This window comes from Jejuia pallidilutea (genome assembly GCF_002973595.1).
Lineage (GTDB): Bacteria > Bacteroidota > Bacteroidia > Flavobacteriales > Flavobacteriaceae > Jejuia > Jejuia pallidilutea.
In genome coordinates this window covers 327223-351893 of the sequence record NZ_PVEO01000002.1, presented here as the reverse complement: position 1 = coordinate 351893, position 24671 = coordinate 327223, and the positions used below count along the sequence as shown (strand labels likewise).

The following is a 24671-nucleotide window of genomic DNA, read 5'->3' as shown; positions in this document are numbered from 1 at the left end:
AAATGGATAGTGTAAGTGAATTTAAAAATTTCTATCGCGAAAAAGGTATAGAAGAGCTTCAGTGTGAATCTAACCATTGGAAATCTAACCTTGCTTTTCTGGAAAAAGAATTAACGTTTTTAAAAATAGTATTAGATGCAAATATTTTTAACGATAGTATTTCTAATTTATCCGAAATCTTAGAATTATTTAAAAAAGAACTGGTGGAATTAAATGATAATAGGGTAAACTTATTAGATTGTGTTAGCTTTCATATAGAACATTTAGAAAGAAAGAAACACTACAATAAACCAAATTGTAACCAGTTTTACGTTGAAATTCATAAAAAATTAGATTACGATGTTTTGGTGCTTTTTGAAGAATCTAACATGATAAAACAGCGATTATTTGAATTTATAGAAGGTACTTTAATTTAACATTTTTTAATACTCAAAAATAATCTAAACTGATCGATATCATTTCGTAAAATATTCTTTATCATTAAGTTAGTGTTGTTAATAATAGTTTAATCTTTAAATATTACAACCATGACACTTATTAGATTTAACAACAGAAACAGATTGTTCCCTTGGAATAATGGCTTAAAGAATTTTTTAAGCAGTGACGAATTTTTTAACGACGACTTTCTTGATGAAGACAGCTTAATGCCTGCTATGAATGTAAAAGAGCATGAAGACGATTTTGAAATTGAGTTCGCAGCACCTGGATTTAACAAAAAAGACTTTGAGGTTACTATTGAAGACGACATGTTAAATGTTTGTGCAGAAAAAAGTGAAGAAATGGAGGAAAAAGAAGAAGCGTTTACCCGTAAGGAGTTTAGCTATAATTCTTTTAAACGCTCCTTAAAATTACCAACTTCAGTAAATCCAAACGAAGATGTTAAAGCCGTTTATAAAAATGGCATTTTAAAGTTGAAATTATTGAAAAAGGAAGAGGCTAAACAATTACCAAAAAAAGTAATTGAAATAGCATGATGTTGTAAAGGCAGAAAGCAAGACTTTTAAAGTTTACTTTCTGCTTTCACGCATAAGTACTAGAAAATAAAATTTATAATTATCATGGAAGCACAAAATTCACCCAAATACAAAGTTTGGTTAAATGCAGATGTTATGCACGAAGCATCTCGTAATTGGTTGTCAGAATTACGTTTTATAAAAGACGAGCAACAATTTCTTACCAACCTCATTAAATCGTATACCTTACAATTAATAGACGAAACACATTTTTCTGAAAGTCAAAAAATAGTTGAGGCTTTAAGCGACATGCAAAAGCAAAACAAAACATTTATAGAAACGGTTAAAACCCACGAAAACCAACTCTTAATAATGGTAGATGGTGTAGACCAAATAAAAGAAGAACAAGCCTATAAAGAGGCCCATAGAGTACTTATAATAGATATAAATGCGTATTTTAAAAGATACCGAGCGCTCAAAAAACAATTGTTTCAAACCATTGAGGATATTATGAAACACGAAAAGCAAAAACGACTGCTACAATAACTCGTAAATTCTAACACCATGAAACGCATCATCCCATTAGTGCTATCCCTTATAGTTTTAGGCTGCTCTTCCGTAGAGATTGTAGACAACTGGAAAAACCCAGATATTGCTGTTTTTAAGTCTAGCAAAGTTTTAATTATAGGTATGACTGCTAATACAGAGGCAAGACGCCAATTTGAGCAACAACTTAAACAAGCATATGAATTACGAGGGATAGAAGGGGTTATGAGCTTAGATGTTTTTGAGCCAGATTTTACTTTGGAAAAACAATCAAAAGAAGCAATAAATAGAATTGAGGCTATTTTACTAGCAAATAATTTTGATGCGGTACTGTTTACAAAAGTAATTGGTGTAGAAGATAAAATTGCATATAGAAATAATTACGATAGCTATAATGAAACCCATATAAGTTTTAAAGACGATTATCTAAAATATCAAGATGTTTATTATAATCCAGATTATTATGATGAATATAGTATTTACCATTCTGAAACTTCCTTATATTGCCTGTGCCCAACAAAAGATAGGGAGTTAATTTGGAAAGGTTATATAGATATAACAGATCCATATTCTGTTGCAGAAACCGTAAACGATTATGTAAAATTGGTTACCATAGTTTTAGAAGAACAAAACCTAATGGCTCCCAAAAGCTATAATGAGAAAATTACTGAAGATGCTATTCAATGAAAATAGAACGAACATATAAATTAATATATTTATTAGTAGTTTTAATACTTTGCAACTGTGCATCAACACGATTAACTGAAAGTTGGAAAAACCCAAATTACAGTACGTACACACCTAAAAAAGTATTGGTAATAGGTGTTACCCCAAATTTAGAAGCACGTTCTGCTTTTGAATTTAAATTAAAAAGCGAGTTAAATGCACGAGAAATTATTGCGTTGCAAAGTGCAGTGGTTTTTGAGGCTTCGTTTAAAGATTCTAAACAAACCGAAGCAGATATTGAAAAACAGTTAGATGTATTACGCTCTAAAGGGCTTGATGCTATTTTGGTATCGGTAGTTAAAGGTGTGGAAAACAAACAGTCTTACGCTAGCGAATCTTCAAAAACCGATTATCATTTACGCCGTTTTTCGCCCTATTATTTGTTGTATCAGGAGGCATATTACAATCAAAATTATTACAGTAGCTATAATGTTTTTCACATAGAAACATCGCTGTACAGTTTAAAAAGTAACTCAGTGAAATCTTTAGTATGGTCTGGTAGCTATGATATTGTAGACCCTAAAGACGTTACAAAAACTATAGACAAGTACGTAGAAGTTGTTATAAAATCTCTAGAGAAAGAAAAAATTATTCCTAAAAAGCAAAATTATTTAAATTAACTGGTAATAATACCTTCAAGTAAATCTCCAACAACATACGAAACTGTAGCAGCAATAATACCCAAAATAAGCGTTTCAAGTATCCCTTTTAGTTTGCTGGTTTGTGTAACATAAGTTTTTAAAAAGCCTATAAACACAAATGCCGTAGATGTAAGTATACTTGTCCAAACAAATAGATTTCCTGAAAAACTGCTTAAGTAATCCCAAACGTATATTATTAGTGGAATTAAACCTATTGAAACAAAAGATAAATAGGTTACAAGCCCTATCATTACGGGCGATTTGGTGTCTTCATGCATTTTTAATTCATCTTTCATCATAACATTTACCCAACGGTCTTTATCGCTGGTTATAGTATCAACAACCTGTTGCAATAATTCGCCTTTAAACCCCTTGTTGCGATAAATAATTTCAACTTCTTTACGTTCTTTTTTAGGACTATTATTTACTTCCCAGTACTCCCTTAGTTTGTGCTTTTTATAATTTTCTTTAACGGATTTTGTTGAAAGATAAGCACCAACAGACATGGCGAAACCATCTGCCAGTAAATTGGCAAATCCTAAAATAATTATAACTTTATTATCTAAGCCAGCTCCAAAAGCACCAGAAACCACGGCAAATGTGGTTACGGTACCATCTATACCACCATAAACAAACTCGCCCAAGTAGTCTTGGTATTTGGTTAGCCAATTATGGCTATGCTTGGTCGCAAATGCATTAGGGGTAGTAAAAATGCTCATGTAATCTTTGTTAAGAATGGGAAACTAGTAAAGGAACTTTTATTTTATGGGTTATCTGGGTTGTTGGCGAACCCGAAAAAAACCTATCAAAAAGCGATTCTCTTTTGGCAATTAAGGCAATCAAGTCTATGTTATGGGTTTGCGAATAGCAAGCTACTACATAGGGTATGGGCACATTGTTAATTTTATGGTATACGTAATTGGTTTGTTTTAAAGTATCCAAATGTGCTCTATCTCTTTTTTCTTCTTTAGAATTCTTAGCATCGGGTTGTATTCTTAAAATATGTAAAGTTTTGCAGAATTTTTCTGTAAACTCAACTATGGCAGTAAATGCCATACCGCTTGTTGAATCAGGAACATCTAAAGGCAACAAAACATCATTAGGTTTTTTGTATTCATACTTTTCAGGAATCACTAAAGTAGGGCAATCAACTTTTCGTATAACATTAATGGTATTACTCCCAAAAATAACTTCTTTAGCACCAGTAACACCATTAGACCCCATAACTATTAAGTTAATGTTTTTAGATACAACAACCTGTGTTATGGCATCAGTTAATGCGTCATAATCTATTAAGGTTTCAAAACTAAAATTTCCATGTTTAACCTCTTTTTCTAAGCTAGTCACAAGTTTAGATAGCTTATGTTTAGCTTTTTTTACAATAGCACTGTAAACGCTTGCATTTCCAGCAAGTATTAAATCATCTGTAGTATATGTTGAAGAACTCTGAACATGGAGTAGGTAAAACTTACAAATGTGATGTTCAAATAATTGCAAGGCATAACGCATTGCATTAATAGAGTTTTTAGAATAATCGGTGAGCAACAGTATATGTTTCATAATACATTGTTTTGGGATACTTCTAAAATTAAGCAAATAGCACCAAACTAATAATGATATTGGTCATTTTCAAAATAGGAGCTAAGTTGATGTATTCTGAGTTTATAGCACTTGTAACAGTGTATTAATTCCAAGTGTGGAGTTGATGTTAAAACAGTTTAAAAGGCGATACTACAGAATAAAAATCTTCATAAAACACTGAATATATTGCTAAATTAGTATATTTATGCTAAATTAATATATATGGCTTTAAATTCATGTCCAAATTGTGGCTCTGATACTTATATAAAGAGTGGCATAGTAAATAATAGGCAACGTTACAAGTGTAAATCGTGTGGCTATTTTTTTTCTGTAAACAAAATAGGAAAGAAGATTGACGATTACTATGTAAACAAGTCTTTGCAGCTGTATTTAGAAGGATTAACCTACCGGGAAATAGAGCGTATCTTGGGAATTTCGCATGTTAGTATCATGAATTGGGTTAAGAAATACAATATTAAACGTCCTTATAATTCTGATTATCATCCAACATACAAAATACTAAACGCCCCAGAGCTGGCAAATTACTTTAATAATGTTGAAAATATTAAAGGAGCTGGCGTTATTGTTACAGAACTTGGAGACAAATTTATGCTTATAAAATGGGAGCGTTTTAAAGATTAGTATACTAATTTAACGAATAAATATATTGTTTTTCTGTTAACGAATTGTTTTTTAGAGTTTAGTAGAGCACACAAAACCAATTAATTACTAACTAAACCACTAAATAATTTATGAAAAAACTGTATGCGTTACTGTTTTGTTTGGCTTTATTTGGTCTGCAAAACATGTATTCCCAAGGCTCTCCTGATTATTCCGGAGGACTAAAAGTAAACCTAAACGAAGATGGCTCTAAATATTTTAGAATTATCTCGTGGGCTCAAATCTGGGCACAACATAATCCTGACAGACCACTAGATGCCAATGGAAATGAGCAAAGCGAATTAAACTTTAGTTTACGTCGTGCGCGCATGCTCATGTATGCGCAAATAAGTAAGGACTTTTTAATTCTAACCCATTTTGGTCTCAATAGTTTGAATGCAGATAATATGTCTGCTATTGGTACAGGAGAGCGTTCCCAATTATTTTTTCATGGTGTTTGGGGGCAATATAGGTTAACCGATAACCATGCTATTGGTGGCGGTTTACATTATTGGAATGGTATTTCAAGATTAAATAATCAGAGTACTTTAAACATGCTAACGCTAGATAATCAGCGTCAGGCATGGGCTACTTTAGGGCTATCAGATCAATTCGTTCGCCACATTGGGGTGTACCTAAAGGGAAATTTCAACAAATTACAGTATCGTATTTCTATTAACGATGCAATTACAAACAATTTACAAGCTAATACCACACCAACACCAAATGGAGCAGCTGTGTATTCCGGACGTCGTTTGCTAGGTTCTAAAGATGCAGGTCGAACCTACGCAGGTTATTTTGATTATAATTTCTTGGACCAAGAGTCTAATTTTTTACCCTATAAAGTAGGTACTTATTTGGGCGGAAAAAAGGTATTTAACGTTGGTGCTGGTTTCTTTTTGCACGCTAATGGGGCAGTATCGGCAGACGGTTCTGGCGCATTAACAGGAGAAGATGTGTCCATATTTGGTATAGATGCATTCTACGACGCTCCCGTGGGCGACAATGGGGCGGCTATTACCGCCTATGCTTTAGCCCAGTTTAACGATTACGGAAAAAATTATACCTTAGGAAGGACTTATGAAACAGGATCTTTAATTCACGGGCATTTAGGGTACGTAATTCCTTCAGAAAGTAAAACAAAATTTCAGCCTTATTTTCAATTCGACAATAGGCAAATAGATGCTTTAAACGATGCTGCATCATCTTTTGGGATAGGCGCAAACGTTTATTTTAGTGGACATAACTCTAAACTAACATTAGAATATTTTAGTACAAAATACGCTAATACAGATGCTGTAGGTACACTAACCTTACAAGCCATGATTTACATCTAAAAAAACCAACAATTATGAGTGAAAAACAAAAACACGCAACGGCGTATTGGAAAGAAAATATCAAATATTTAGCAATATTGCTTTCTATTTGGTTTATCGTGTCTTATTGCTGCGGTATTCTGTTCAGGGAAGAACTAAATCAATTTAGACTTGGCGGATTTAAATTAGGTTTCTGGTTCGCACAACAGGGTTCAATTTATGTATTCGTCATTTTAATTTTCGTCTACGTAAGATTAATGAACAAATTAGATAAAAAATACGGTTTCGACGAGTAACCCTAACTTAAAAAAACAATAGATATGAGTGTACAAACTTGGACATGGATACTAGTAGGGCTTACTTTCGCTCTATATTTTGGAATAGCAATTTGGGCTAGAGCTGGCTCAACAAAAGAATTTTACGTAGCTGGTGGCGGTGTTTCTCCATTGGCCAACGGTATGGCTACAGCAGCAGATTGGATGAGTGCTGCATCTTTTATTAGTATGGCAGGTATTATTTCCTTCGCAGGTTACGATGGCTCGGTTTATTTAATGGGTTGGACTGGTGGTTACGTGCTTTTAGCATTGCTCTTAGCGCCTTACCTACGTAAATTTGGAAAGTTTACGGTTCCAGATTTTATAGGAGACAGATATTACTCTAACACTGCCAGAACAGTAGCCGTAATTTGCGCATTAATTGTGTCATTTACCTATGTTGCTGGCCAAATGCGTGGTGTTGGTATTGTGTTTTCTCAATTCTTGCAAGTAGATATTAATTTAGGTGTAATTATAGGAATGGCAGTGGTGTTAACTTTCGCATTATTAGGAGGTATGAAAGGCATTACATATACCCAAGTTGCACAATATTGTGTGCTAATATTTGCATTTATGGTACCTGCTTTTTTCATTTCCATGCAGATGACGGGAAATATTATTCCGCAAATAGGCATGGGAGGAACTCTTGAGGGAGGCGAATTTTTATTAGATAAACTAGACAAGCTTCACACAGAATTAGGATTTAACGAATATACAAGCGGTACAAAATCTACTTGGGACGTATTCGCCATTACTTTAGCGTTAATGACAGGAACAGCAGGATTGCCACATGTAATTGTACGTTTTTTTACCGTACCTAAGGTAAAAGACGCGCGTAAATCGGCAGGTTTAGCACTGTTATTTATTGCTATTTTGTATACAACGGCACCGGCAATTGCTGTGTTTTCTAGAACTAACTTAATTGAAACCGTAAGTAACAAACCTTATGCTGAAATACCAGAATGGTTTAAAAATTGGGAAAACACAGGTTTAATTGCTTGGGCCGATAAAAATGGGGATGGAAAAATACAATACGTTTCAGGGAGCGCTTTAGAGGGTAAAAAACCTATATATACCGATGCCCGTGGCGCATATGGAGAACGTATGATATCTAACGCAAATAGTGCGGAAAATGAATTGTATGTAGATAGAGATATTATGGTGCTTGCAAATCCAGAAATAGCCAACCTTCCTAATTGGGTAATTGCTTTGGTAGCAGCTGGTGGACTTGCAGCTGCATTATCAACCGCTGCAGGTTTATTACTTGTAATTTCTACATCTATCTCTCACGACTTGATAAAAAAACAATTAAAACCAGATATTTCTGATAAAGGTGAATTAACCGCGGCAAGAATTTCAATTTTTGTAGCCATTTTAATTGCAGGTTATTTTGGTATTAATCCACCAGGTTTTGTAGCGGCAGTCGTCGCATTGGCATTTGGTTTGGCGGCAGCATCATTTTTTCCAGCTATTATCTTAGGCATTTTCGATAAGCGTATGAACAGTCAAGGGGCTATTTCTGGAATGGTTGTAGGTATTGTACTAATGTTGTTTTACATGATGAAGTTTAAACTTAACATGTTTGGTGGCGGTACAAGTAGCGAATGGTGGTTTGGAACCTCTCCAGAGGGCTTTGGCACTATAGCAATGTGTGTAAATATTGTTATTTCAGTTGTAGTTTCTAGATTAACTGCAGCGCCACCTCAAGACGTACAAGATATGGTAGAAAGTATTAGAATACCTTCCGGGGCAGGAGAAGCTTCAAGCCACTAAATGTTTATTTTATTTAAGTAATTAAAACATATGGTTTTAAAACCCGTAAATCAGCATTGCTAAACTGTAATGCTGATTTGCTATATTAGTAGGAACTTATTGTTATTGTTGTCGCTTAACTATAATATCGCCAACCCATGAAAAAACGTCACGAACAAAAGCTTATTGTACTATCTATAGCTTTGTTTTTAATTTTTAATATACCTTTTATTCTTATTTTTAATTTTGAAGGTGCTGTATGGGGAGTCCCAACCTTTTATTTTTCGGTATTCACGTTTTGGTTGATGTCTATTGTTATTTCATACATTGTGTTAAAACGGTATTATGAGTAATTACGCTTTGGTAGCCATAATTATTGTTTATTTAGCAGTGTTGTTTTACATTGCTTTTTTGGCTGAAAAGAAAAAGCAAAGTAAATGGGTGAATAACCCATATGTATACACACTGTCTTTAGCTGTTTACTGTTCTGCTTGGACGTATTACGGTAGTATTGGAATAGCTGCAAACACAGGTGTTAATTTCTTGCCCATTTACTTGGGGCCAATTATAGCGGCACCGTTATGGATTATTGTGCTTAGAAAAATTATAAGAATTTCTAAACAGCATAAAATATCATCTATTGCAGATTTTATTTCCTTGCGTTATGGAAATAACAGATTTTTAGGCGCTTTAGTAACTGTAGTTTGTTTGTTTGCTACGTTGCCATATATTTCTTTACAATTAAAAGCGGTATCTGAAACTTTTGAAATTATCTCAGACGATACCAGCTATATTTCTACAACAGTTATAGACGACTCCACGTTTTATGTGGCATTACTTTTAGCCATATTTGCTACTTTTTTTGGTACTCAAAATACCGATGCTTCTGAAAAACACAAAGGTATAGTTGCCACTGTAGCGCTAGAGTCGGTCTTAAAATTGGTGTTTTTTTTAGTTATTGGCGCGTATATTACCTTTTATCTTTTTGATGGTACTTCTGATATTTATGATAAAATATCAAAGACTGAAAATTTTGAGCAACTCGTTACACTAGGTGGTGTAGAGGAGGGCTTTAATTGGTTTTTTATGATAGCCTTATCGTTTATGGCCATTTTTTTATTACCAAGACAATTTCAGGTATCGGTGTTGGAGAATAATAGGGAAAAACATTTAAAAAAGGCCATTTGGTTGTTTCCGTTGTACTTGTTGTTGTTCAATATTTTCGTTGTTTTTATTGCCTGGGCAGGAAAGCTTACTTTTGGGGACACACAAAATGCCGAATATTATACCTTATTACTTCCGTTAAAACATGGAAATTCCTTTTTGGCAACACTTGTGTTTTTAGGTGGTTTCTCTGCCGTAATTTCTATGGTTATTGTGTCAACTTTAGCATTGTCCACAATGGTAAGTAACAACCTAATTATTCCTTACGGCTTTTTAGATAAATTCATAAAAAATCAACCAGAGCGTAATTCTAAATACATAAAGAACATTCGGCGCATTTCTATTTTTACTATTATAATTACCGCCTATTTCTTTTATGTATCTTTCTCAAAAGAATTATCGCTATATGCAATTGGCTTAATTTCCTTTGTAATTATTTCGCAATTGGCACCTTCTTTTTTTATAGGTCTATTTTGGAACAGGGGATCATCTAAAGCAGCAATTACAGGTATAATTGTAGGTTTTTGTATTGTGTTCTATACGTTGGTATTACCATTTACTTTACAGGCTTACACAGGAACAGACAATTTTACGCAACATGGTTTCATGGGGGTTAGTGCCTTAAAACCCCATGCGCTTTTAGGGATAGATTTTTTAAGTGCTCCAGCACACGCTTTTTTTTGGAGTATGTTGTTTAATGTATTGTGTTATTTAACGTTTTCGTTAACAACTAAAGGGAATTATCGCGAACGTAATTATGCCGAAATGTTTGTGGATAGTAAAAACTTTTCAACCCTACAGGACAGTGCTTTGGTTTGGAAGGGAGAGGCTTTTGTTGGGGATATAAAAAATGTACTTGTTCGTTTTTTAGGTGAAAAGAGAGCAACAAGGGCACTACAAATTTTCTTTACAAAATATAAGTTGCCACAAGACACTCAATTGGCAGATGCTAGGTTAATTAATTTTTCTGAAAAATTGTTGACCGGTAGCATTGGATCAGCCTCAGCAAAAATATTAATTGCCAGTGTGGTTAAAGAAGAACAGATTAGTTTGGTTGAGGTTTTGAAAATTTTAGAAGAGTCTAAAGAAAATATAGTTAGTAATAGAGTATTAACAGAGAAGTCTAACCAGTTAACCCAACTATCATTAAAACTTAAAGATGCCAACCAGGAATTAATATTGAAAGACAAGCAAAAAGATGAGTTTTTAGATACAGTTGCGCACGAACTTAAAACACCAATTACTGGTATTCGTGCTGCTACAGAGTTATTAATGGATGAAGATGATGATATGCCAAAAGAGGTGAAAGCGCAATTTTTAAAAAATATACTTCAAGATTCTGATAGGTTAGGGCGCTTAATCAACAACATCTTAGATTTTGAAAAACTAGAAACAGGTCGTTTAAATTTAGATTTTGCCTACAACGATATTCAAAAAACCATAACAAAGGCCATTAGTAGTATTTCGCAAATTGCAGCAAATAAAGAGGTGAAAATTATAAATAAAAACGTACATACCTTTAAAACTAATTATGACGAAGACCGCATCTTACAAGTACTAACTAATTTATTATCTAATGCTATTAAATTCTGTAATCCTAAAACGGGGAAAATTATAGTGGATTATAAATTGGGAAATGAACGCATAGAAATCTCTGTAACCGATAATGGTAAAGGAATACCAGAGGAAGACCACGATTATATTTTCGATAAATTTTACCAATCAAAACATCAAAACACTATTAAACCACAAGGTAGTGGATTAGGTTTGGCAATAACCAAACAAATTGTTGAAAAGCACAACGGAAAAATTTGGGCAAAAAAAGGCATAAAAAGTGGCGCAACGCTTGTTTTTACAATACCTTTTAAGTAAATTAGAAGCTGGAAAAAATGGAGAAGAAAATTTTAATTGTAGATGATGAGCCAAATATAGTAATGTCGTTAGAATACACTTTTAAAAAACAAAATTTTGAAGTGTTTATAGCAAGAGATGGCGGTGAGGCTTTAGAAATATTAAAACATCAAACACCAAGCGTGGTGTTGTTAGATATTATGATGCCAAATGTAGACGGATATCAAACTTTAAAACATATTAAAAATACAAACAGTTTAAAAAATACTAAAGTGGTGTTTTTAACTGCTAAAAATAAAGCTTCAGATATAGAAAAGGGTTTAAAACTTGGAGCAGATAAATATTTAACCAAACCTTTTTCTGTAAAAAAAATAGTTTCAGAAATACTGGAACTTATTGCTTAAAGATAGTCTTTACAGCTATTAAATGTTGGTTTTGTGTGCAAACAAACAATGTTTAATTAAAGTTTAAAGACATGAAATTTCGTATTAACCCATTAGCGTCTGATATTATAATTAGTATCTACGCTATTGCTACCCTTTATTTTAGGTTTAAATTTGAAAGTGAAACCTACACAACACCCATACTGTCCGTAGTAATGGGTATTTGTTTTGTGCTTATTATTTGGGTGCTTATTAAGCTTAAAATTCTAAATCCAAACTGGTTTGGACTACTTAATTCTAAAACATAGTAGCCATGATTCACCAAAAATTTTTCAATAAAAACATAGTCTTACACCTAATAATTTTTAAGCATTGAGAATATATGCAAATGCAATTAAAATAAAACAAAAAAATAATCTATCACATTATGAGTAATTATCACATAAAACATTTAGAAGAATACTACCAAGTGTATCGTAAATCTGTAAGAAATCCTGAAACCTTTTGGGAAGAAATAGCAGAAGAGCACTTTATGTGGCGTAAAAAATGGAATAACGTTTTAAGTTGGGATTTTACAAAACCAGAAATTAAATGGTTTGAAGGCGCTAAATTAAATATAACAGAGAATTGTATAGACCGTCATTTGTATACAAGAGGCGATAAAACAGCTATTATTTTCGAGCCTAATAATCCAGAAGAAGAAGCGCAGCATATTACTTACCGAGAGTTACACGAAAGGGTATGTAAATTTGCAAATGTGCTTAAGAATAATGGTGTAGGTAAGGGAGACCGCGTTTGTGTTTACCTACCTATGATTCCCGAATTAGCAATTTCGGTCTTGGCATGTGCCCGTATAGGCGCTATTCATTCCGTGGTGTTTGCTGGCTTTTCATCAACAGCTTTAGCTACAAGAATTAATGATAGCGAATGTAAAATGGTAATTACTAGCGATGGCTCATATCGTGGATCAAAAACTATAGATTTAAAGGGTATAGTAGATGAGGCTTTAGAAGACTGTCCTTGTGTAGATACAGTTTTGGTGGCAAAGCGAATTAATACCAATATCAGTATGAAAGAAGGAAGGGATAAGTGGTTACAACCTTTATTGGATAAAGCACACCACGATTGTAAACCAGAAATAGTAGATGCCGAAGACCCTTTGTTTATTTTGTACACCTCTGGTTCTACGGGAAAGCCTAAAGGTATGGTACATACTACCGCAGGTTACATGGTATATACTGCCTATACATTTAAAAACGTATTTCAATATAGGGAAGAAGATGTGTATTGGTGTACAGCAGATATAGGGTGGATAACTGGGCATAGTTACATTGTATATGGGCCGTTGTGTAATGGAGCAACAACAATTATGTTTGAAGGCGTACCAAGTTACCCAGATTTTGGTAGATTTTGGGAAATCGTAGCAAAACACAAAGTCAATCAATTTTATACAGCACCAACGGCAATACGTGCCTTAGCTAAGGAAGGTGTAGAGCATTTAGAAAAACACGATTTATCCTCATTGAAAGTTTTGGGTACTGTTGGAGAACCTATTAACGAAGAGGCGTGGCACTGGTATGATGATAACGTAGGAAAGAAAAAATCGCCAATTGTAGACACTTGGTGGCAAACCGAAACAGGCGGCATCATGATTTCTCCAATAGCTTTTGCAACACCAACCAAACCTACTTACGCCACACTTCCATTTATAGGAATTCAGCCAGCTTTAATGGATGAACAAGGAGAGGAAATAAAAGGAAACCAGGTTGATGGAAGATTATGTATAAAGTACCCATGGCCAAGTATGGCACGAACCATATGGGGTAACCACCAACGCTATAAGGATACCTACTTTTCGGCTTACGATAACAAATATTTTACAGGAGATGGCGCTTTAAGAGATGAGGTGGGGTACTACAGAATTACAGGTCGTGTAGATGATGTAATAATTGTTTCTGGGCATAACTTAGGAACGGCTCCTATAGAAGATGCCATTAACGAACACCCAGCAGTTGCAGAAAGTGCTATTGTTGGATTTCCGCACGATATTAAAGGGAATGCGCTATATGGTTATGTAACCTTAAAGGAAACAGGAGAATACAGAAATCAAGACAACCTCCGCAAGGAAATAAACCAAATTATTACAGAGCAAATTGGGCCAATTGCCAAGTTAGATAAAATTCAATTTACAGACGGATTGCCTAAAACACGTTCTGGTAAAATTATGCGTAGAATATTACGAAAAATTGCAAGTAACGATACTAGTAATTTAGGAGATACAAGTACGCTATTAAACCCAGAAGTTGTTCAGGATATTATGGATAACGTATTGTAAATTAAGTTTAGGCTACATTACAGAGGTTGTCTAAAAGTGTTATTCTTAGTGCAGGTGAAGCATCTTTTAAAATATTAAATACATAGTATTTGTGCTTTAAAGTTCTTCGTTATCGTTCTTAATGTACTATGCTAAAGCACGTTTTAGGCGGCCTCTTGTTTTATATCCAATCTAAAAAGTGGCTAAGTTTTAAACCTTTATTCTTTTTGCGTAAAAGTGACGACAGTTTTAAAAACAGTAGCGCTGTTAAGTAGGCGTCTCCAGAAGCTGTATGTCTGTCGTGCATTCTAATATTAAACATGTCGCATAATTCGTCAAGACTGTAATGTTTGTCGTTTTTAACGTACTTGGTTTTTTTATAAATACGCCCAGTATCTATTACTTTATTTTTTAGTTTAGGTAAGTTCATGCGTTTCAATGCGGCATTTATCATAGCAACATCAAAAGCTGCATGGTGTGCAACCAGAATACTATCTTTTATGTATTCTAAAAACTGAATAATAGAGGTGCTTTCATCAATTTTATCAAGTCTACCTTCTTTTAATAAGCCATTTATTTTTACAACTTTGGCGTTAAAAACATCTTGTTTTATATAGCACTCATAACTGTCAGATACCTTTATAACATGTCCTTTAATTGCAATGGCTCCAATAGATAATATTCTGTCTGTTTCTGTATTTAAGCCTGTAGTTTCGGTATCAAAAGCAATAAATCTTAGTGTATTAAAATCTTTTGTTTTCGTTTTAAAATGCTCAAGATAGCTAGTCCAAAACTCAGGATATGTTTTTTTCTTTAACCACCGCATATTACATAAATTGAGCTAGTTTAAACCGTGTTTGAATTAAATCTTGTATATCCTTAATAGCTTTAAAGCAGTTTTTCAGCTCTAGCCTATCGGCCTTACTAAGTGTTTGTAAATCTATAAATCTTCCAGAATCTTTATGGCGTATGCCTTGTTCTGTTCTAAATCGCAGTAATGTTTTAAATGCTTCTTGGCAAGCTATATAAACATCTTTGTTTTGTGGTTCGGCTTCGGCTAATGCTTTATAGCGAAGTATGGTATTATTGATTTTAATGTTTTTAGAAAGTACCAATAATCTAGCGGCGTCTACTAAGGGCATCATAGCGCGTGCTTTAATATCGAATTGGTCTTTATGTGCCCCGTCTTGTTCTACCAAAAACTGCCTGAAGAAACTTAACGGTGGTGGATTTTTCAAAGCATTTAACCCTAAAAAGTTTAAAAATATATCATAAGAAGCAATAGATTTAGAAACACCTTCTGCCATGGCGTTAACTAGCGTTTTATCGCCATATACATATTCAAAATCAAAGAAAATGGTACATAGCATAAGGTTATCTTGGTCTGGTTTGGTAATCCATTCTTTAAATTGTATATCCCATTCAGATAAGGATAAGCACCATTTAGGATTGCTAGCCATCATTCCTGCAGGACAAAATTCAAACCCAACAGTATTTAAACTGTTTGTGATGATTTTAGAAAGTTTTAGGAAATAACTTTTAGTACTTTCGTAGGCCTCTTCCGATACGTCTTTAAAAACTAAGGCATTATCTTGGTCTGTTAGTAGTAGTTGTTCTTCGCGTCCTTGACTTCCAATTGTTAACCAACTAAAAGCGGTTGGGGGCGGAGTGGGCATGTCTTTAATGGCTAAATCTATAATGCGTTGGGTTATAATCTCATTAATTGCAGATAGTATTCTGGTAGCAAATGTAATAGGTATGTGTTGCGCTATGTAGCGTTTTAAAACTTCGTGAGCACGTTTACGAATATGTTGTAATTGCTGTGTTGTTGTGGCGCGTTTTATTTCTTTAACTAAAACAGATGCGTTGTTTTCCCTAATTACCACAATATCATGCTCTGATAACACACCCTTTAATTCTGAGTTTGGAGTGCCATCTTTTGTAATACATAAATGGGTTATTTTATGTTTTATCATAGCTATTTGTGCTTCAGCCACGGTGATGTTTTCTGGAAATGTAATTACGGGAGAAGACATAATTTTATCAACACTATGGCTAATAGACATAAAACCTGTAGCTATTTTTGTTCTTAAATCTTTATCAGTAATTATGCCTAAAGGTTTATTGTTTTTGGTAATAATTATAGAGCCAACACGCTTATTGGTCATTACAAGGGCAGCCTCTTTTATACTGGTGTTTAATGCGCAACACACAGGGTTCTTGGAATAGTTGGCAGATTGTTCTTCAAAAAAATCTGGGACATTTAAAGCGGTTTTTGCAGGTTCTAGAGTACTAGATTCTATGTATGTGGTATTAGTAGCAAAACTAGATATTAAAAAAGTACTGGCATTTGGGTTTGTAGCAATATAGGCCTCAAATAAATCTAGGGAAATACTGTACACAATACTTTCTTCTAAAGCCTTTGCGGTTAACTTATAATCCCCTTGACGCATAAGAGCGCGTAACCCAAAAATATCACCCTCATCGCATTTATCAACCAAAGCATTTGTTTGTGCTTTAAAAAGCCCAATAGCACCATCTTTTACTACGTAAAATTGATTTTTTATAGGGCTTCCATTTATAAATATATCTGTATCTTTTTCTAAATAATGTACATCAACAGCTTTACAAATAGCAAGTAATTGTGCCCTTGAAAGCATACTGAAAGGTGGAAATGCTTTTAAAAAATCGTAAATGCGTTCTGCAATGGTGTGCTTCATACTACTAATTTATGCAAAAATGATTTACGATAACGACGTCTTATGGTTTTACTATAAAAATAGTGTTATTATTATTCTTATAATGATTTCTGTTTTTAAAGACGTTAAATCAATCAATATCTATGTTTAAAGAACAAAAACAGATTGATGATTTAAAATACAGAAGTATAAATAAGAAGCAAAAGGGAGCTTATACAAAACCTTATTCAAAATAATTTACCTGCTAATAGTGAAAATGATAATGTAGAAGATGTATTTAAAACATTTAGTAAAGTTGAAACCAGAAAAGCATTACATGGTTTAACAAATGAATAATCATTAAATCAGGAAAAAGTAGAACCCTATTGTTTATAATTTATATATTGAAGAAGTTTAGATGTAAGGCTTATTAATAAAAAGTGAAATCTTAAACTGTGGTATATATAAAACTAAATTATATAGTATTGTCAATCATACTGTCAACACAAAAAAATAAAGCCTTGTAAATCAAAAGATTACAAGGCTTTTTGCGGAGAAAGAGGGATTCGAACCCCCGGAGGTGTGACCCTCAACAGTTTTCAAGACTGCCGCATTCGACCACTCTGCCATTTCTCCTTGAGTGCTTCATCAGGCTATTTACCTGAATGCGGGTGCAAATATAACAACCTTTTTTTAATTCTTTCAAATAAAATGGTATCTTTTTGCAAATAAATTTACGGCATTTTACAATTACTTTATTTTATGCGTTATTTTGTTAAAACAAGTTTTCAAACCTTATTTTTGCAAAAAAATAATTGTAATGTCAAACACAATAAAACAATTACAATGGCGCTATGCCACTAAAAAGTTCGATAGTACTAAAATACTTTCTGAAGATAAACTCAATATCTTAAAACAAGCATTCAATTTAACAGCAACTTCTTATGGCTTACAAACCATAAAAATGTTGGTAATACAAGATAAAGCTATACGAACTAAACTTGTAGAGCACTCCTACAACCAAAAGCAGGTGTTAAATGCCTCTCATTTACTTGTAATTTGTATACAAGATGATATTTTAGACAACGATGTAAACACTTATTACAATAACATAAAAACCGTTAGGGAAACACCAGAAACTATTTTAAAACCCTACAGGGAAGGGTTGTTGGCAATGGTAGGAAAAATGTCGGTAGAAGAACGCCAGCAGTGGTCTACAAAACAAGCTTATATTGCCTTAGGTAATCTTATGACGGTTTGCGCTCTAGAGCACATAGACGCATGCCCAATGGAAGGTTTTGTACCTTCAAAATACGATGAAATATTACAGCTAAAGCCTAAAGGTTTAAAAACAGTATTACTGTTACCGGTAGGTTACAGGGCAACAGACGATATGTTTTCAGAATTAAAAAAAGTACGACAACCAATAAGCGAAGCTGTAATAGAACTGTAATAGCTTGCCCTAAACCCTCGTAAGAGTGGAAGTTATAAAAATAGCCTTTAACAAAATCAATTCCTTCACTATGGGGAGGCTAGGAGGAGCTTAGAATAAAAACAAATAAAACTATGCCAGGATTTGAATTATTTGGAGATTTAGAAAGAAAAGAAGTAAACGATGTGTTGGACAATGGTGTGCTAATGCGCTATGGTTTCGACGGGATGCGAAAAGGCCACTGGAAAGCTAAGGCACTGGAAAAAGAACTTCAAAACACCTTTAAATCTAAATATGTACAATTGGTGTCTAGCGGTACTGCGGCTGTTACGGTAGCGCTAGCTTCGGCTGGAGTAGGGGCAGGCGACGAGGTTATTATGCCGGCATTTACTTTTGTGGCAAGTTTTGAGGCTATAATGATGCTTGGGGCTATACCCGTTTTAGTAGATATAGACGATACACTGTGCTTAAACCCTAAAGCCATAGAAAACGCTATTACACCTAAAACCAAAGCTATAATGGTGGTACAAATGTGCGGTAGTATGGCAAATATGGATGCGATACAAGCGGTTGCTAATAGGCATAACGTATTGGTAGTAGAAGATGCGTGTCAAGCCATTGGTGGTTCTTACAAAGGAAAACCTTTAGGAAGCATTGGCGATTTAGGTTGTTTTTCATTCGATTTTGTAAAAACCATAACCTGTGGCGAAGGTGGCGCGGTAGTAACTAATAACGAAAAGTACTATATAAACGCCGATCATTACAGCGACCACGGTCATGATCATATAGGAAATGATAGAGGTGCCGAAAGTCATCCATTTTTAGGTTATAATTTTAGGATTTCAGAACTGCATGCTGCCGTAGGTTTGGCTCAAGTAAAACGATTGCCCGAGTTTTTAGATATTCAAAAAAGAAATTTTAATATCCTAAGGGAAGCCTTAGCAGAAATTCCAGAAGTAACCTTTAGAGCAGTTCCCGATGGTGGTGTAGAGAGTTGCGCATTTTTAAATTTCTCTCTACCAGATTTAGAAACTGCATCAAAAGTAAGTAATGGCTTTAAGGAACGCGGTGTAGATGCCTGTTGGAATTACTACAATAACAATTGGCATTATATAAGACGATGGGATCATCTTAAGGATTTAAAATCGTTATATCCAATTTCCGAGGATGTTAAAAATGCTTTGTTGAACTTAAAACATCAAGATTTTTCAATATCAGACCATTTTATAGGTAGAAATATATCGTGCTTAATCAAATTATCTTGGACAGAAGATGAGGTGAAAGCTAGAGCTAAAAAAATGAGCGAGATTATACGAGGTGTATTGAACTAGTCCTCGATTTCGGTATTTAGGCATTTTTATGGAATTGAAAGTGTTAATACCAGTAAATTAGCTAAAATTTTTGTTTCATGCCTTTTTGTATGGTTTTTGTTGTGGTGTAATTTTATGGGCTTTAGAGTTTAAACAATAGCTTTGGTAACTAAACTAAAACTATGCGTTACCGCTACACAAAATTAACAGGAATACTTTTCTTTGCAACTACATTACTATTTGCGCAGCAAATGCCCATAAACTTTTCTGATAGCTCAGATAACTTTATTGGTTTTAGTAGCAGCAATTTTTCTACCCGTAATAATCCCAATGATGCTAGCGATACCGTAGGCCAATTTTTTAATGACGGTACAAATGCATGGCAAGGGTTTTATATAGATTTAATACGACCGATAGATCTAGATGTACTAAAAACAATTCGTCTAGATTTTTATCAATTTGATGCCAATACGCATACTATTCTTCTTAAATTAGAACTTGGAGCAAATCCAGATGTAGAGGTAAAAGTAAATACCAACACTTCTGGGTGGCGTAACAACATACAGTTTAATTTTGCAAATGCAGTATTGAGTTCAGATGGCACTACGCCTGTTAATGCTTCAGGAACTTATGGTCGTTTAACAATTTTTATTGATGGCGGAAGTAATATATCGGGTACATATCTTATTGATGATATAGATGATGGTTCTACACCTACAGATCCAAATGCAATTGATGTAGAATACACAGATTTAGTTTGGGCAGATGAATTTAATACCGCGGGAAAAACACCCGTTAACGCTACAAATTGGTTTCACCAAACACAAATACCAGCTGGTGGAAGTTGGTTTAATGGCGAAGTACAGCATTACACGAACAGAATAGAAAATTCGTTTGTAGAAAATGGTAATTTAAATATTGTAGCCATAAAAGAATCCTTTACAGATCAAGGTGTAACAAAGCAATATACTTCAGCAAGACTAAACTCTAAATTTGCTTTTACTTACGGACGGGTAGATGTAAGGGCAAAATTGCCTAACGAAGATGGCACATGGCCAGCAATTTGGACGCTAGGTAAAACTATTAATGAAGATGGCGGGTATTGGGATAACCAAGGTTTTGGCACTACAAATTGGCCTGCTTGTGGCGAAATTGACATTATGGAACATGGTTTGGGAGCTGTAAACCATACATCGAGTGCAATACATACGCCCTCAAGTTTTGGTAATACGGTAAATACCGCTTCGCAAACAATTAGCGATGTAGCGAATAATTACCATATTTATTCTATGAATTGGTCACCTAATCAAATTACCTTTTTGGTAGATGGTATAGCGTATTATACCTACAACCCGTCTGAAAAAAATGCGAATACATGGCCTTTTGATGAAGACCAATATATGCTATTAAATGTCGCTATGGGTGGCATATCAGGAACTGTAGATCCAACTTTTACTAACAGTAGCATGATTATAGATTATGTTAGGGTGTACCAAAATACAGCACTTGATGTTACAGACTATACACATACAGATTTTAAAATCTATCCAAACCCGGTAAGTAATACGATAAATATTATATCTAAAAATTCAATAGAAAACATTGAAATATTCGATATGCTAGGTCATAAAGTTCTAGAAACTACACAAAGTAAAACGGTACATATAGAACACTTAAATGCTGGTATATATGTTGTTAAAATTTTTACCAACACCGCTATCGCAACAAAGCGCATAGTGATTAAATAAGTATATACTTTTAAATTGTAAAAGTAGTGTTATAAGCAAAAGTTATATGCTTTTAGTCTAAGTCTAATAATTAACGTATTCCACAATTTCTAAGCCATAACCAATCATCCCCACACGTTTGGTTTTTTCGCTATTAGTAATTAGCCTTAATTTATGAATATCTAAATCATGAAGTATTTGTGCGCCAATACCAAAATCCCTAATATCCATATTTATTTTTGGGGCTTTTAATACTTCATTATGTTTTTGGTTTTCCTTTAAAAACAATAATCTATTTAAAATATTGGTAGCTTGTACTTCTTGATTTATGAAAATAATAGCACCCTTACCTTCATCGTTTACTTTTTTAAACATAGCGTTAAGCTGTTCATCAACGTTATTGGTAAGTGTACCAAGAATATCATTGTTAACTAAAGTAGAATTAATACGCGTTAAAACAGGTTCGTTTGTTATCCATTGCCCCTTTGTAAGGGCAATATGTATTTGGTTATTTGTAGTTTGCTTGTAAGCACGTAATCTAAAATTACCAAAACGTGTATGGATTTCAAAATCTTCTTTTTTCTCGATTAAGGAGTCGTGTTGCATTCTGTAAGCCACCAAATCTTCAATTGAAACAATTTTTAGATTAAATTTTTCTGCAACTTTTATGAGCTGTGGTAAACGTGCCATAGTACCATCCTCGTTCATAATTTCTACAATTACCCCCGCAGGTTTTAGTCCAGCTAATCTAGAAAAATCTATAGCAGCTTCGGTATGTCCTGTACGCCTTAGTACGCCACCTTCTTTGGCTACCAAAGGAAAAATATGTCCAGGTCTTGCCAATTCAAAAGGTTTTGTGTTATTGTCTATAAGCGCTTTTACAGTTTTAGCTCTGTCGCTTGCTGAAATACCAGTAGTAACACCATTACCACGTAAATCTACCGATACGGTAAACGCAGTTTCCATAGGATCGGTATTATTATTTACCATCATGTTAAGCTCAAGCTCTTTACAGCGGTTTTCTGTTAGAGGTGCACAAATTAATCCTCTTCCATGGGTAGCCATAAAATTTATCATTTCTGGCGTAACTTTTTCAGCAGCTGCAACAAAATCGCCTTCATTCTCACGATTTTGGTCGTCTACTACAATAATAACCTTTCCATTTCTGATGTCTTCAATAGCATCATGTATGGTGTTCAATTGAAATTGCGCTGTACTTTCTGTGGTCATGGAATTTTCTGCTATCATTTTGCAAAGATATTGCTTATTTTAAACTCTCTAAACAATTAAGCTTTAAGTCTTCTTTTATTTTAAATCTCAAGAATACAAAAGTTATTACGTATAGAGGCAAGCCTAATATTATAAAAACTATGTTAGGTTTTCTTTTAGGAATATTAATGTGCTTGTAAAATGTATTAATGTTTAGTATAGATTTTATATAATAGACAATATAAAGTATAAGGGCAACTACACTTAGTTGAATTGATGCCGATTCTAAAGAAGGGAGTTTGTTATTTTTAAAAACAAAAAACAGGATTAGTAAGGCTATACCAATAATATAAAGTGTAACAGCAAATTTTGAGTGGTCTTTGTAATCTTTTGCTAATTTTTGCGAGGTTATAAAAGCGTTGCTTCTAAACATATGTTTCTCTATAAGTTCTTGTGTAGAAACACCTCTGTTATTTAATAAAGTTACGGCCTCGTATCTGGTGGCTTCTGTATACCCTAAAGATTCATAATTGGTTATAGCATCAAATAGTTTATCGTTGGTAAAAGAGGTTAAAAATTTAAAATTTTCTTTGTTTTTGTCTTTTATTTTAAAGAATCTTTTAAGGGGTACGGTAATACTATCAAAATCAAAAAGGCCTTTATCTGCCGTAGCGCGTTTGGTTAAAAACACACCTAATGGTAGCATAATTAGTGTTGAAAACCAGCTTGCCAAAATAGGATTAAAGCTATCGTTCTTTGCGCTATTCATAGCAAAAATACCAATAAAGTGATAGGTTAAAAACAATAAAATGGCTATAACCATAGGTAAACCAATGCCGCCTTTTCTAATTAATGCGCCAAGTGGTGCTCCAACAAAAAATAGTATAATACAGGCAAAGGGTAACGCAAGCTTTTCATGAAATGAAATAACATGGCGATTGTACCATTTTTTTCTTGGTTCTAATGATGTTTTTTTGTTTTCGATAAGTTGGTCTATACTATTTACAGCACTTATGGCACTATTTACGAATACCGAATTTTTTTTAGGGCTGAACAAATCTCTTATCTCGCCAGAGTACACAGAATCTAGAGGTGTAGTAGGTGCTTTGTTTTCTAATGTTTTAGTGTTGGGTGTGTTATTAGTAGGGTTGGTATACTGTTCTTCAGATTCTTCCGGTGGAAGTGCCCGCGCAAGATTTATAGCTTTGTTTATGCTTGTTCTTTGAAGCATTACCATACTAAAATCTTCAATAGCATTGTCGTGTTGAATTGTTAAGGAATCTATGGTATAATCTAATTCGTTAACGTTTAACATGTTATATTTGTTAGAATAGGATTTATCGTCAATATCAACGGTGTTGAGGTTAGATAAATCAATATTCATGGTGTAGGTTTCAAAGCTACTTTTAGCAAAAGGGTATTTTTTACGATCTTTAAGTTTTCTAGGATATACATCTTCATAAAAATTACCATCAAAGAGTATAAGTTTTAAAATGTTAGAGTTTTCACTACTTACCAACTCGCCATTTTTAGCAGTTATAGTAGTAGCGTTTCTTCTACCGTCAACACTTTTTTTATGTATAACAACAGTTTCTAAAAACTGACCTTTTTCTCCTGATTTTTTTTCAACTTTAATGTTGTAAGGTGTAGATTCTATTTCATTAAATTGTCCTTCGGCAATGGCCATAGAAGGCTTAACTTTGGCTAAGTTTTTTCTAAGATTAAAGAAGTTATATTCGCCCCAAGGAATAACGTTGTTAGAGAACCAAAAGGTAACAAAACCCAATGCTACTATAAACACACTTAGGCTTGCCATGGCGCGTTGCAGGGAGATACCTGTGGATTTCATGGCAGCAAACTCGTAGTTTTCGGCAAAATTACCAAATACCATTATAGAGGTAAGCAGTATGGTAAGTGGCAGAACCAGTGGTATTAATTTTGGGAGCCCATATATGATAAATTTCATAATGGTACTTAAATCTAAATCCTTACCTGCCAGTTCTTTAATGTAAAGCCATATCATTTGCAATACAAAAATGAGCAGCAAAATGGTAAACACACTTAGAAAAGTTCTAAGATAAGTAGTTAGTATGTAGCGGTCTAGTATTTTCACA

Annotated in this window: 23 protein-coding genes and 1 tRNA gene; 17 read left to right on the top strand and 7 right to left on the bottom strand. The window is 33.9% G+C overall.

Translation table 11 applies throughout. From position 1 onward, the window contains the following. Nucleotides 1-2 precede the first annotated feature (2 nt). The 5 genes from CLV33_RS05085 (at nucleotide 3) to CLV33_RS05065 (ending at nucleotide 2845) form a co-directional block, all read left to right on the top strand. Nucleotides 3-416: a hypothetical protein gene (locus CLV33_RS05085; protein WP_042241064.1), complete on the top strand. Its 414-nt coding sequence runs from the start codon at nucleotides 3-5 to the stop codon at nucleotides 414-416. 111 nt (nucleotides 417-527) lie between these two features. Further along, nucleotides 528-974, top strand: coding sequence for an Hsp20/alpha crystallin family protein (locus CLV33_RS05080; protein WP_042241067.1), 447 nt, complete (start codon nucleotides 528-530; stop codon nucleotides 972-974). Nucleotides 975-1058: 84 nt separating this feature from the next. Next, on the top strand, nucleotides 1059-1499 hold the full coding sequence (locus CLV33_RS05075; protein ID WP_042241070.1) for a hypothetical protein: 441 nt from the start codon (nucleotides 1059-1061) through the stop codon (nucleotides 1497-1499). 18 nt (nucleotides 1500-1517) lie between these two features. Then, nucleotides 1518-2186, top strand: a complete 669-nt coding sequence (locus CLV33_RS05070; protein WP_105472979.1) for a hypothetical protein — start codon at nucleotides 1518-1520, stop codon at nucleotides 2184-2186. Beyond that, nucleotides 2183-2845 carry a hypothetical protein gene (locus tag CLV33_RS05065; protein WP_105472978.1) on the top strand — a complete coding sequence of 221 codons (663 nt, stop codon included), beginning with the start codon at nucleotides 2183-2185 and terminating at the stop codon, nucleotides 2843-2845. Before CLV33_RS05070 ends, CLV33_RS05065 begins: the two co-directional genes overlap by 4 nt. On the opposite strand, the gene CLV33_RS05060 is transcribed toward CLV33_RS05065, so the two are convergent. Then, nucleotides 2842-3585 (bottom strand): VIT1/CCC1 transporter family protein, encoded by a 744-nt coding sequence (locus CLV33_RS05060; protein WP_105472977.1) that lies wholly within the window; start codon nucleotides 3583-3585, stop codon nucleotides 2842-2844. The genes CLV33_RS05065 and CLV33_RS05060 overlap by 4 nt on opposite strands. A 10-nt stretch (nucleotides 3586-3595) precedes the next feature. Continuing rightward, nucleotides 3596-4426, bottom strand: coding sequence for a universal stress protein (locus CLV33_RS05055; protein WP_105472976.1), 831 nt, complete (start codon nucleotides 4424-4426; stop codon nucleotides 3596-3598). Nucleotides 4427-4669: 243 nt separating this feature from the next. Here CLV33_RS05055 and CLV33_RS05050 point away from each other — a divergent pair, with 243 nt between their 5' ends. From CLV33_RS05050 to acs, 9 genes are all read left to right on the top strand, one after another. Further along, nucleotides 4670-5089, top strand: a complete 420-nt coding sequence (locus CLV33_RS05050; RefSeq protein ID WP_105472975.1) for a transposase-like zinc-binding domain-containing protein — start codon at nucleotides 4670-4672, stop codon at nucleotides 5087-5089. 110 nt (nucleotides 5090-5199) lie between these two features. After that, nucleotides 5200-6444 (top strand): hypothetical protein, encoded by a 1245-nt coding sequence (locus tag CLV33_RS05045; RefSeq protein ID WP_105472974.1) that lies wholly within the window; start codon nucleotides 5200-5202, stop codon nucleotides 6442-6444. Nucleotides 6445-6458: 14 nt separating this feature from the next. Beyond that, entirely contained in the window at nucleotides 6459-6719 is a 261-nt protein-coding gene (locus CLV33_RS05040; RefSeq protein WP_105472973.1) for a DUF4212 domain-containing protein, read from the top strand. A gap of 24 nt (nucleotides 6720-6743) precedes the next feature. Then, nucleotides 6744-8510, top strand: a complete 1767-nt coding sequence (locus tag CLV33_RS05035) for a sodium:solute symporter family protein (RefSeq protein WP_105472972.1) — start codon at nucleotides 6744-6746, stop codon at nucleotides 8508-8510. A 137-nt stretch (nucleotides 8511-8647) separates the two neighbouring features. Continuing rightward, the gene (locus CLV33_RS05030) at nucleotides 8648-8842 is read left to right on the top strand and encodes a hypothetical protein (protein WP_105472971.1); all 195 of its coding nucleotides are present in this window, start codon (nucleotides 8648-8650) and stop codon (nucleotides 8840-8842) included. Beyond that, nucleotides 8835-11525: a sodium:solute symporter family transporter gene (locus CLV33_RS05025; RefSeq protein WP_105472970.1), complete on the top strand. Its 2691-nt coding sequence runs from the start codon at nucleotides 8835-8837 to the stop codon at nucleotides 11523-11525. The genes CLV33_RS05030 and CLV33_RS05025 overlap by 8 nt, the downstream gene beginning before the upstream one ends. Before the next feature lie 17 nt (nucleotides 11526-11542). Next, nucleotides 11543-11908: a response regulator transcription factor gene (locus tag CLV33_RS05020; protein WP_042241352.1), complete on the top strand. Its 366-nt coding sequence runs from the start codon at nucleotides 11543-11545 to the stop codon at nucleotides 11906-11908. Nucleotides 11909-11979: 71 nt separating this feature from the next. Then, a complete protein-coding gene (locus CLV33_RS05015; RefSeq protein WP_042241099.1) occupies nucleotides 11980-12195 on the top strand; it encodes a hypothetical protein in 216 nt (71 codons plus the stop codon). 119 nt (nucleotides 12196-12314) lie between these two features. Then, the gene (gene acs, locus CLV33_RS05010) at nucleotides 12315-14222 is read left to right on the top strand and encodes an acetate--CoA ligase (protein WP_105472969.1); all 1908 of its coding nucleotides are present in this window, start codon (nucleotides 12315-12317) and stop codon (nucleotides 14220-14222) included. A gap of 160 nt (nucleotides 14223-14382) precedes the next feature. On the opposite strand, the gene CLV33_RS05005 is transcribed toward acs, so the two are convergent. The 3 genes from CLV33_RS05005 to CLV33_RS04995 all read right to left on the bottom strand — a co-directional run bounded on the left by CLV33_RS05005 (nucleotide 14383) and on the right by CLV33_RS04995 (nucleotide 17515). Beyond that, complete coding sequence (locus CLV33_RS05005) at nucleotides 14383-15027, bottom strand: 3'-5' exonuclease (RefSeq protein ID WP_105472968.1); 645 nt, start codon at nucleotides 15025-15027, stop codon at nucleotides 14383-14385. A gap of 1 nt (nucleotide 15028) precedes the next feature. Beyond that, nucleotides 15029-16921, bottom strand: coding sequence for a DUF294 nucleotidyltransferase-like domain-containing protein (locus CLV33_RS05000; protein WP_105472967.1), 1893 nt, complete (start codon nucleotides 16919-16921; stop codon nucleotides 15029-15031). 509 nt (nucleotides 16922-17430) lie between these two features. Next, a tRNA-Ser gene (locus CLV33_RS04995) sits at nucleotides 17431-17515 on the bottom strand. Nucleotides 17516-17699: 184 nt separating this feature from the next. On the opposite strand from CLV33_RS04995, the gene CLV33_RS04990 reads away from it, so the two are divergent. From CLV33_RS04990 to CLV33_RS04980, 3 genes are all read left to right on the top strand, one after another. Continuing rightward, nucleotides 17700-18332 (top strand): NAD(P)H-dependent oxidoreductase, encoded by a 633-nt coding sequence (locus tag CLV33_RS04990; protein WP_042241367.1) that lies wholly within the window; start codon nucleotides 17700-17702, stop codon nucleotides 18330-18332. A gap of 113 nt (nucleotides 18333-18445) precedes the next feature. Further along, a complete protein-coding gene (locus tag CLV33_RS04985; protein ID WP_105472966.1) occupies nucleotides 18446-19642 on the top strand; it encodes a DegT/DnrJ/EryC1/StrS family aminotransferase in 1197 nt (398 codons plus the stop codon). A 161-nt stretch (nucleotides 19643-19803) separates the two neighbouring features. Beyond that, nucleotides 19804-21369 (top strand): family 16 glycosylhydrolase, encoded by a 1566-nt coding sequence (locus tag CLV33_RS04980; RefSeq protein ID WP_244906382.1) that lies wholly within the window; start codon nucleotides 19804-19806, stop codon nucleotides 21367-21369. 63 nt (nucleotides 21370-21432) lie between these two features. Here CLV33_RS04980 and ribB read toward each other — a convergent pair whose 3' ends face one another. After that, nucleotides 21433-22596, bottom strand: a complete 1164-nt coding sequence (ribB, locus tag CLV33_RS04975; protein WP_394340398.1) for a 3,4-dihydroxy-2-butanone-4-phosphate synthase — start codon at nucleotides 22594-22596, stop codon at nucleotides 21433-21435. Nucleotides 22597-22612: 16 nt separating this feature from the next. Next, nucleotides 22613-24670: an LptF/LptG family permease gene (locus CLV33_RS04970; RefSeq protein ID WP_105472965.1), complete on the bottom strand. Its 2058-nt coding sequence runs from the start codon at nucleotides 24668-24670 to the stop codon at nucleotides 22613-22615. Nucleotide 24671 lies beyond the last annotated feature (1 nt).

Bases quoted from the DNA above. Each gene is read 5' to 3' on its own strand.
- CLV33_RS05085 (WP_042241064.1), top strand. From the start codon at position 3: ATGGATAGTGTAAGTGAATTTAAAAATTTCTATCGCGAAAAAGGTATA.
- CLV33_RS05080 (WP_042241067.1), top strand. From the start codon at position 528: ATGACACTTATTAGATTTAACAACAGAAACAGATTGTTCCCTTGGAAT.
- CLV33_RS05075 (WP_042241070.1), top strand. From the start codon at position 1,059: ATGGAAGCACAAAATTCACCCAAATACAAAGTTTGGTTAAATGCAGAT.
- CLV33_RS05070 (WP_105472979.1), top strand. From the start codon at position 1,518: ATGAAACGCATCATCCCATTAGTGCTATCCCTTATAGTTTTAGGCTGC.
- CLV33_RS05065 (WP_105472978.1), top strand. From the start codon at position 2,183: ATGAAAATAGAACGAACATATAAATTAATATATTTATTAGTAGTTTTA.
- CLV33_RS05060 (WP_105472977.1), bottom strand. From the start codon at position 3,585: ATGAGCATTTTTACTACCCCTAATGCATTTGCGACCAAGCATAGCCAT.
- CLV33_RS05055 (WP_105472976.1), bottom strand. From the start codon at position 4,426: ATGAAACATATACTGTTGCTCACCGATTATTCTAAAAACTCTATTAAT.
- CLV33_RS05050 (WP_105472975.1), top strand. From the start codon at position 4,670: ATGGCTTTAAATTCATGTCCAAATTGTGGCTCTGATACTTATATAAAG.
- CLV33_RS05045 (WP_105472974.1), top strand. From the start codon at position 5,200: ATGAAAAAACTGTATGCGTTACTGTTTTGTTTGGCTTTATTTGGTCTG.
- CLV33_RS05040 (WP_105472973.1), top strand. From the start codon at position 6,459: ATGAGTGAAAAACAAAAACACGCAACGGCGTATTGGAAAGAAAATATC.
- CLV33_RS05035 (WP_105472972.1), top strand. From the start codon at position 6,744: ATGAGTGTACAAACTTGGACATGGATACTAGTAGGGCTTACTTTCGCT.
- CLV33_RS05030 (WP_105472971.1), top strand. From the start codon at position 8,648: ATGAAAAAACGTCACGAACAAAAGCTTATTGTACTATCTATAGCTTTG.
- CLV33_RS05025 (WP_105472970.1), top strand. From the start codon at position 8,835: ATGAGTAATTACGCTTTGGTAGCCATAATTATTGTTTATTTAGCAGTG.
- CLV33_RS05020 (WP_042241352.1), top strand. From the start codon at position 11,543: ATGGAGAAGAAAATTTTAATTGTAGATGATGAGCCAAATATAGTAATG.
- CLV33_RS05015 (WP_042241099.1), top strand. From the start codon at position 11,980: ATGAAATTTCGTATTAACCCATTAGCGTCTGATATTATAATTAGTATC.
- acs (WP_105472969.1), top strand. From the start codon at position 12,315: ATGAGTAATTATCACATAAAACATTTAGAAGAATACTACCAAGTGTAT.
- CLV33_RS05005 (WP_105472968.1), bottom strand. From the start codon at position 15,027: ATGCGGTGGTTAAAGAAAAAAACATATCCTGAGTTTTGGACTAGCTAT.
- CLV33_RS05000 (WP_105472967.1), bottom strand. From the start codon at position 16,921: ATGAAGCACACCATTGCAGAACGCATTTACGATTTTTTAAAAGCATTT.
- CLV33_RS04990 (WP_042241367.1), top strand. From the start codon at position 17,700: ATGTCAAACACAATAAAACAATTACAATGGCGCTATGCCACTAAAAAG.
- CLV33_RS04985 (WP_105472966.1), top strand. From the start codon at position 18,446: ATGCCAGGATTTGAATTATTTGGAGATTTAGAAAGAAAAGAAGTAAAC.
- CLV33_RS04980 (WP_244906382.1), top strand. From the start codon at position 19,804: ATGCGTTACCGCTACACAAAATTAACAGGAATACTTTTCTTTGCAACT.
- ribB (WP_394340398.1), bottom strand. From the start codon at position 22,596: ATGATAGCAGAAAATTCCATGACCACAGAAAGTACAGCGCAATTTCAA.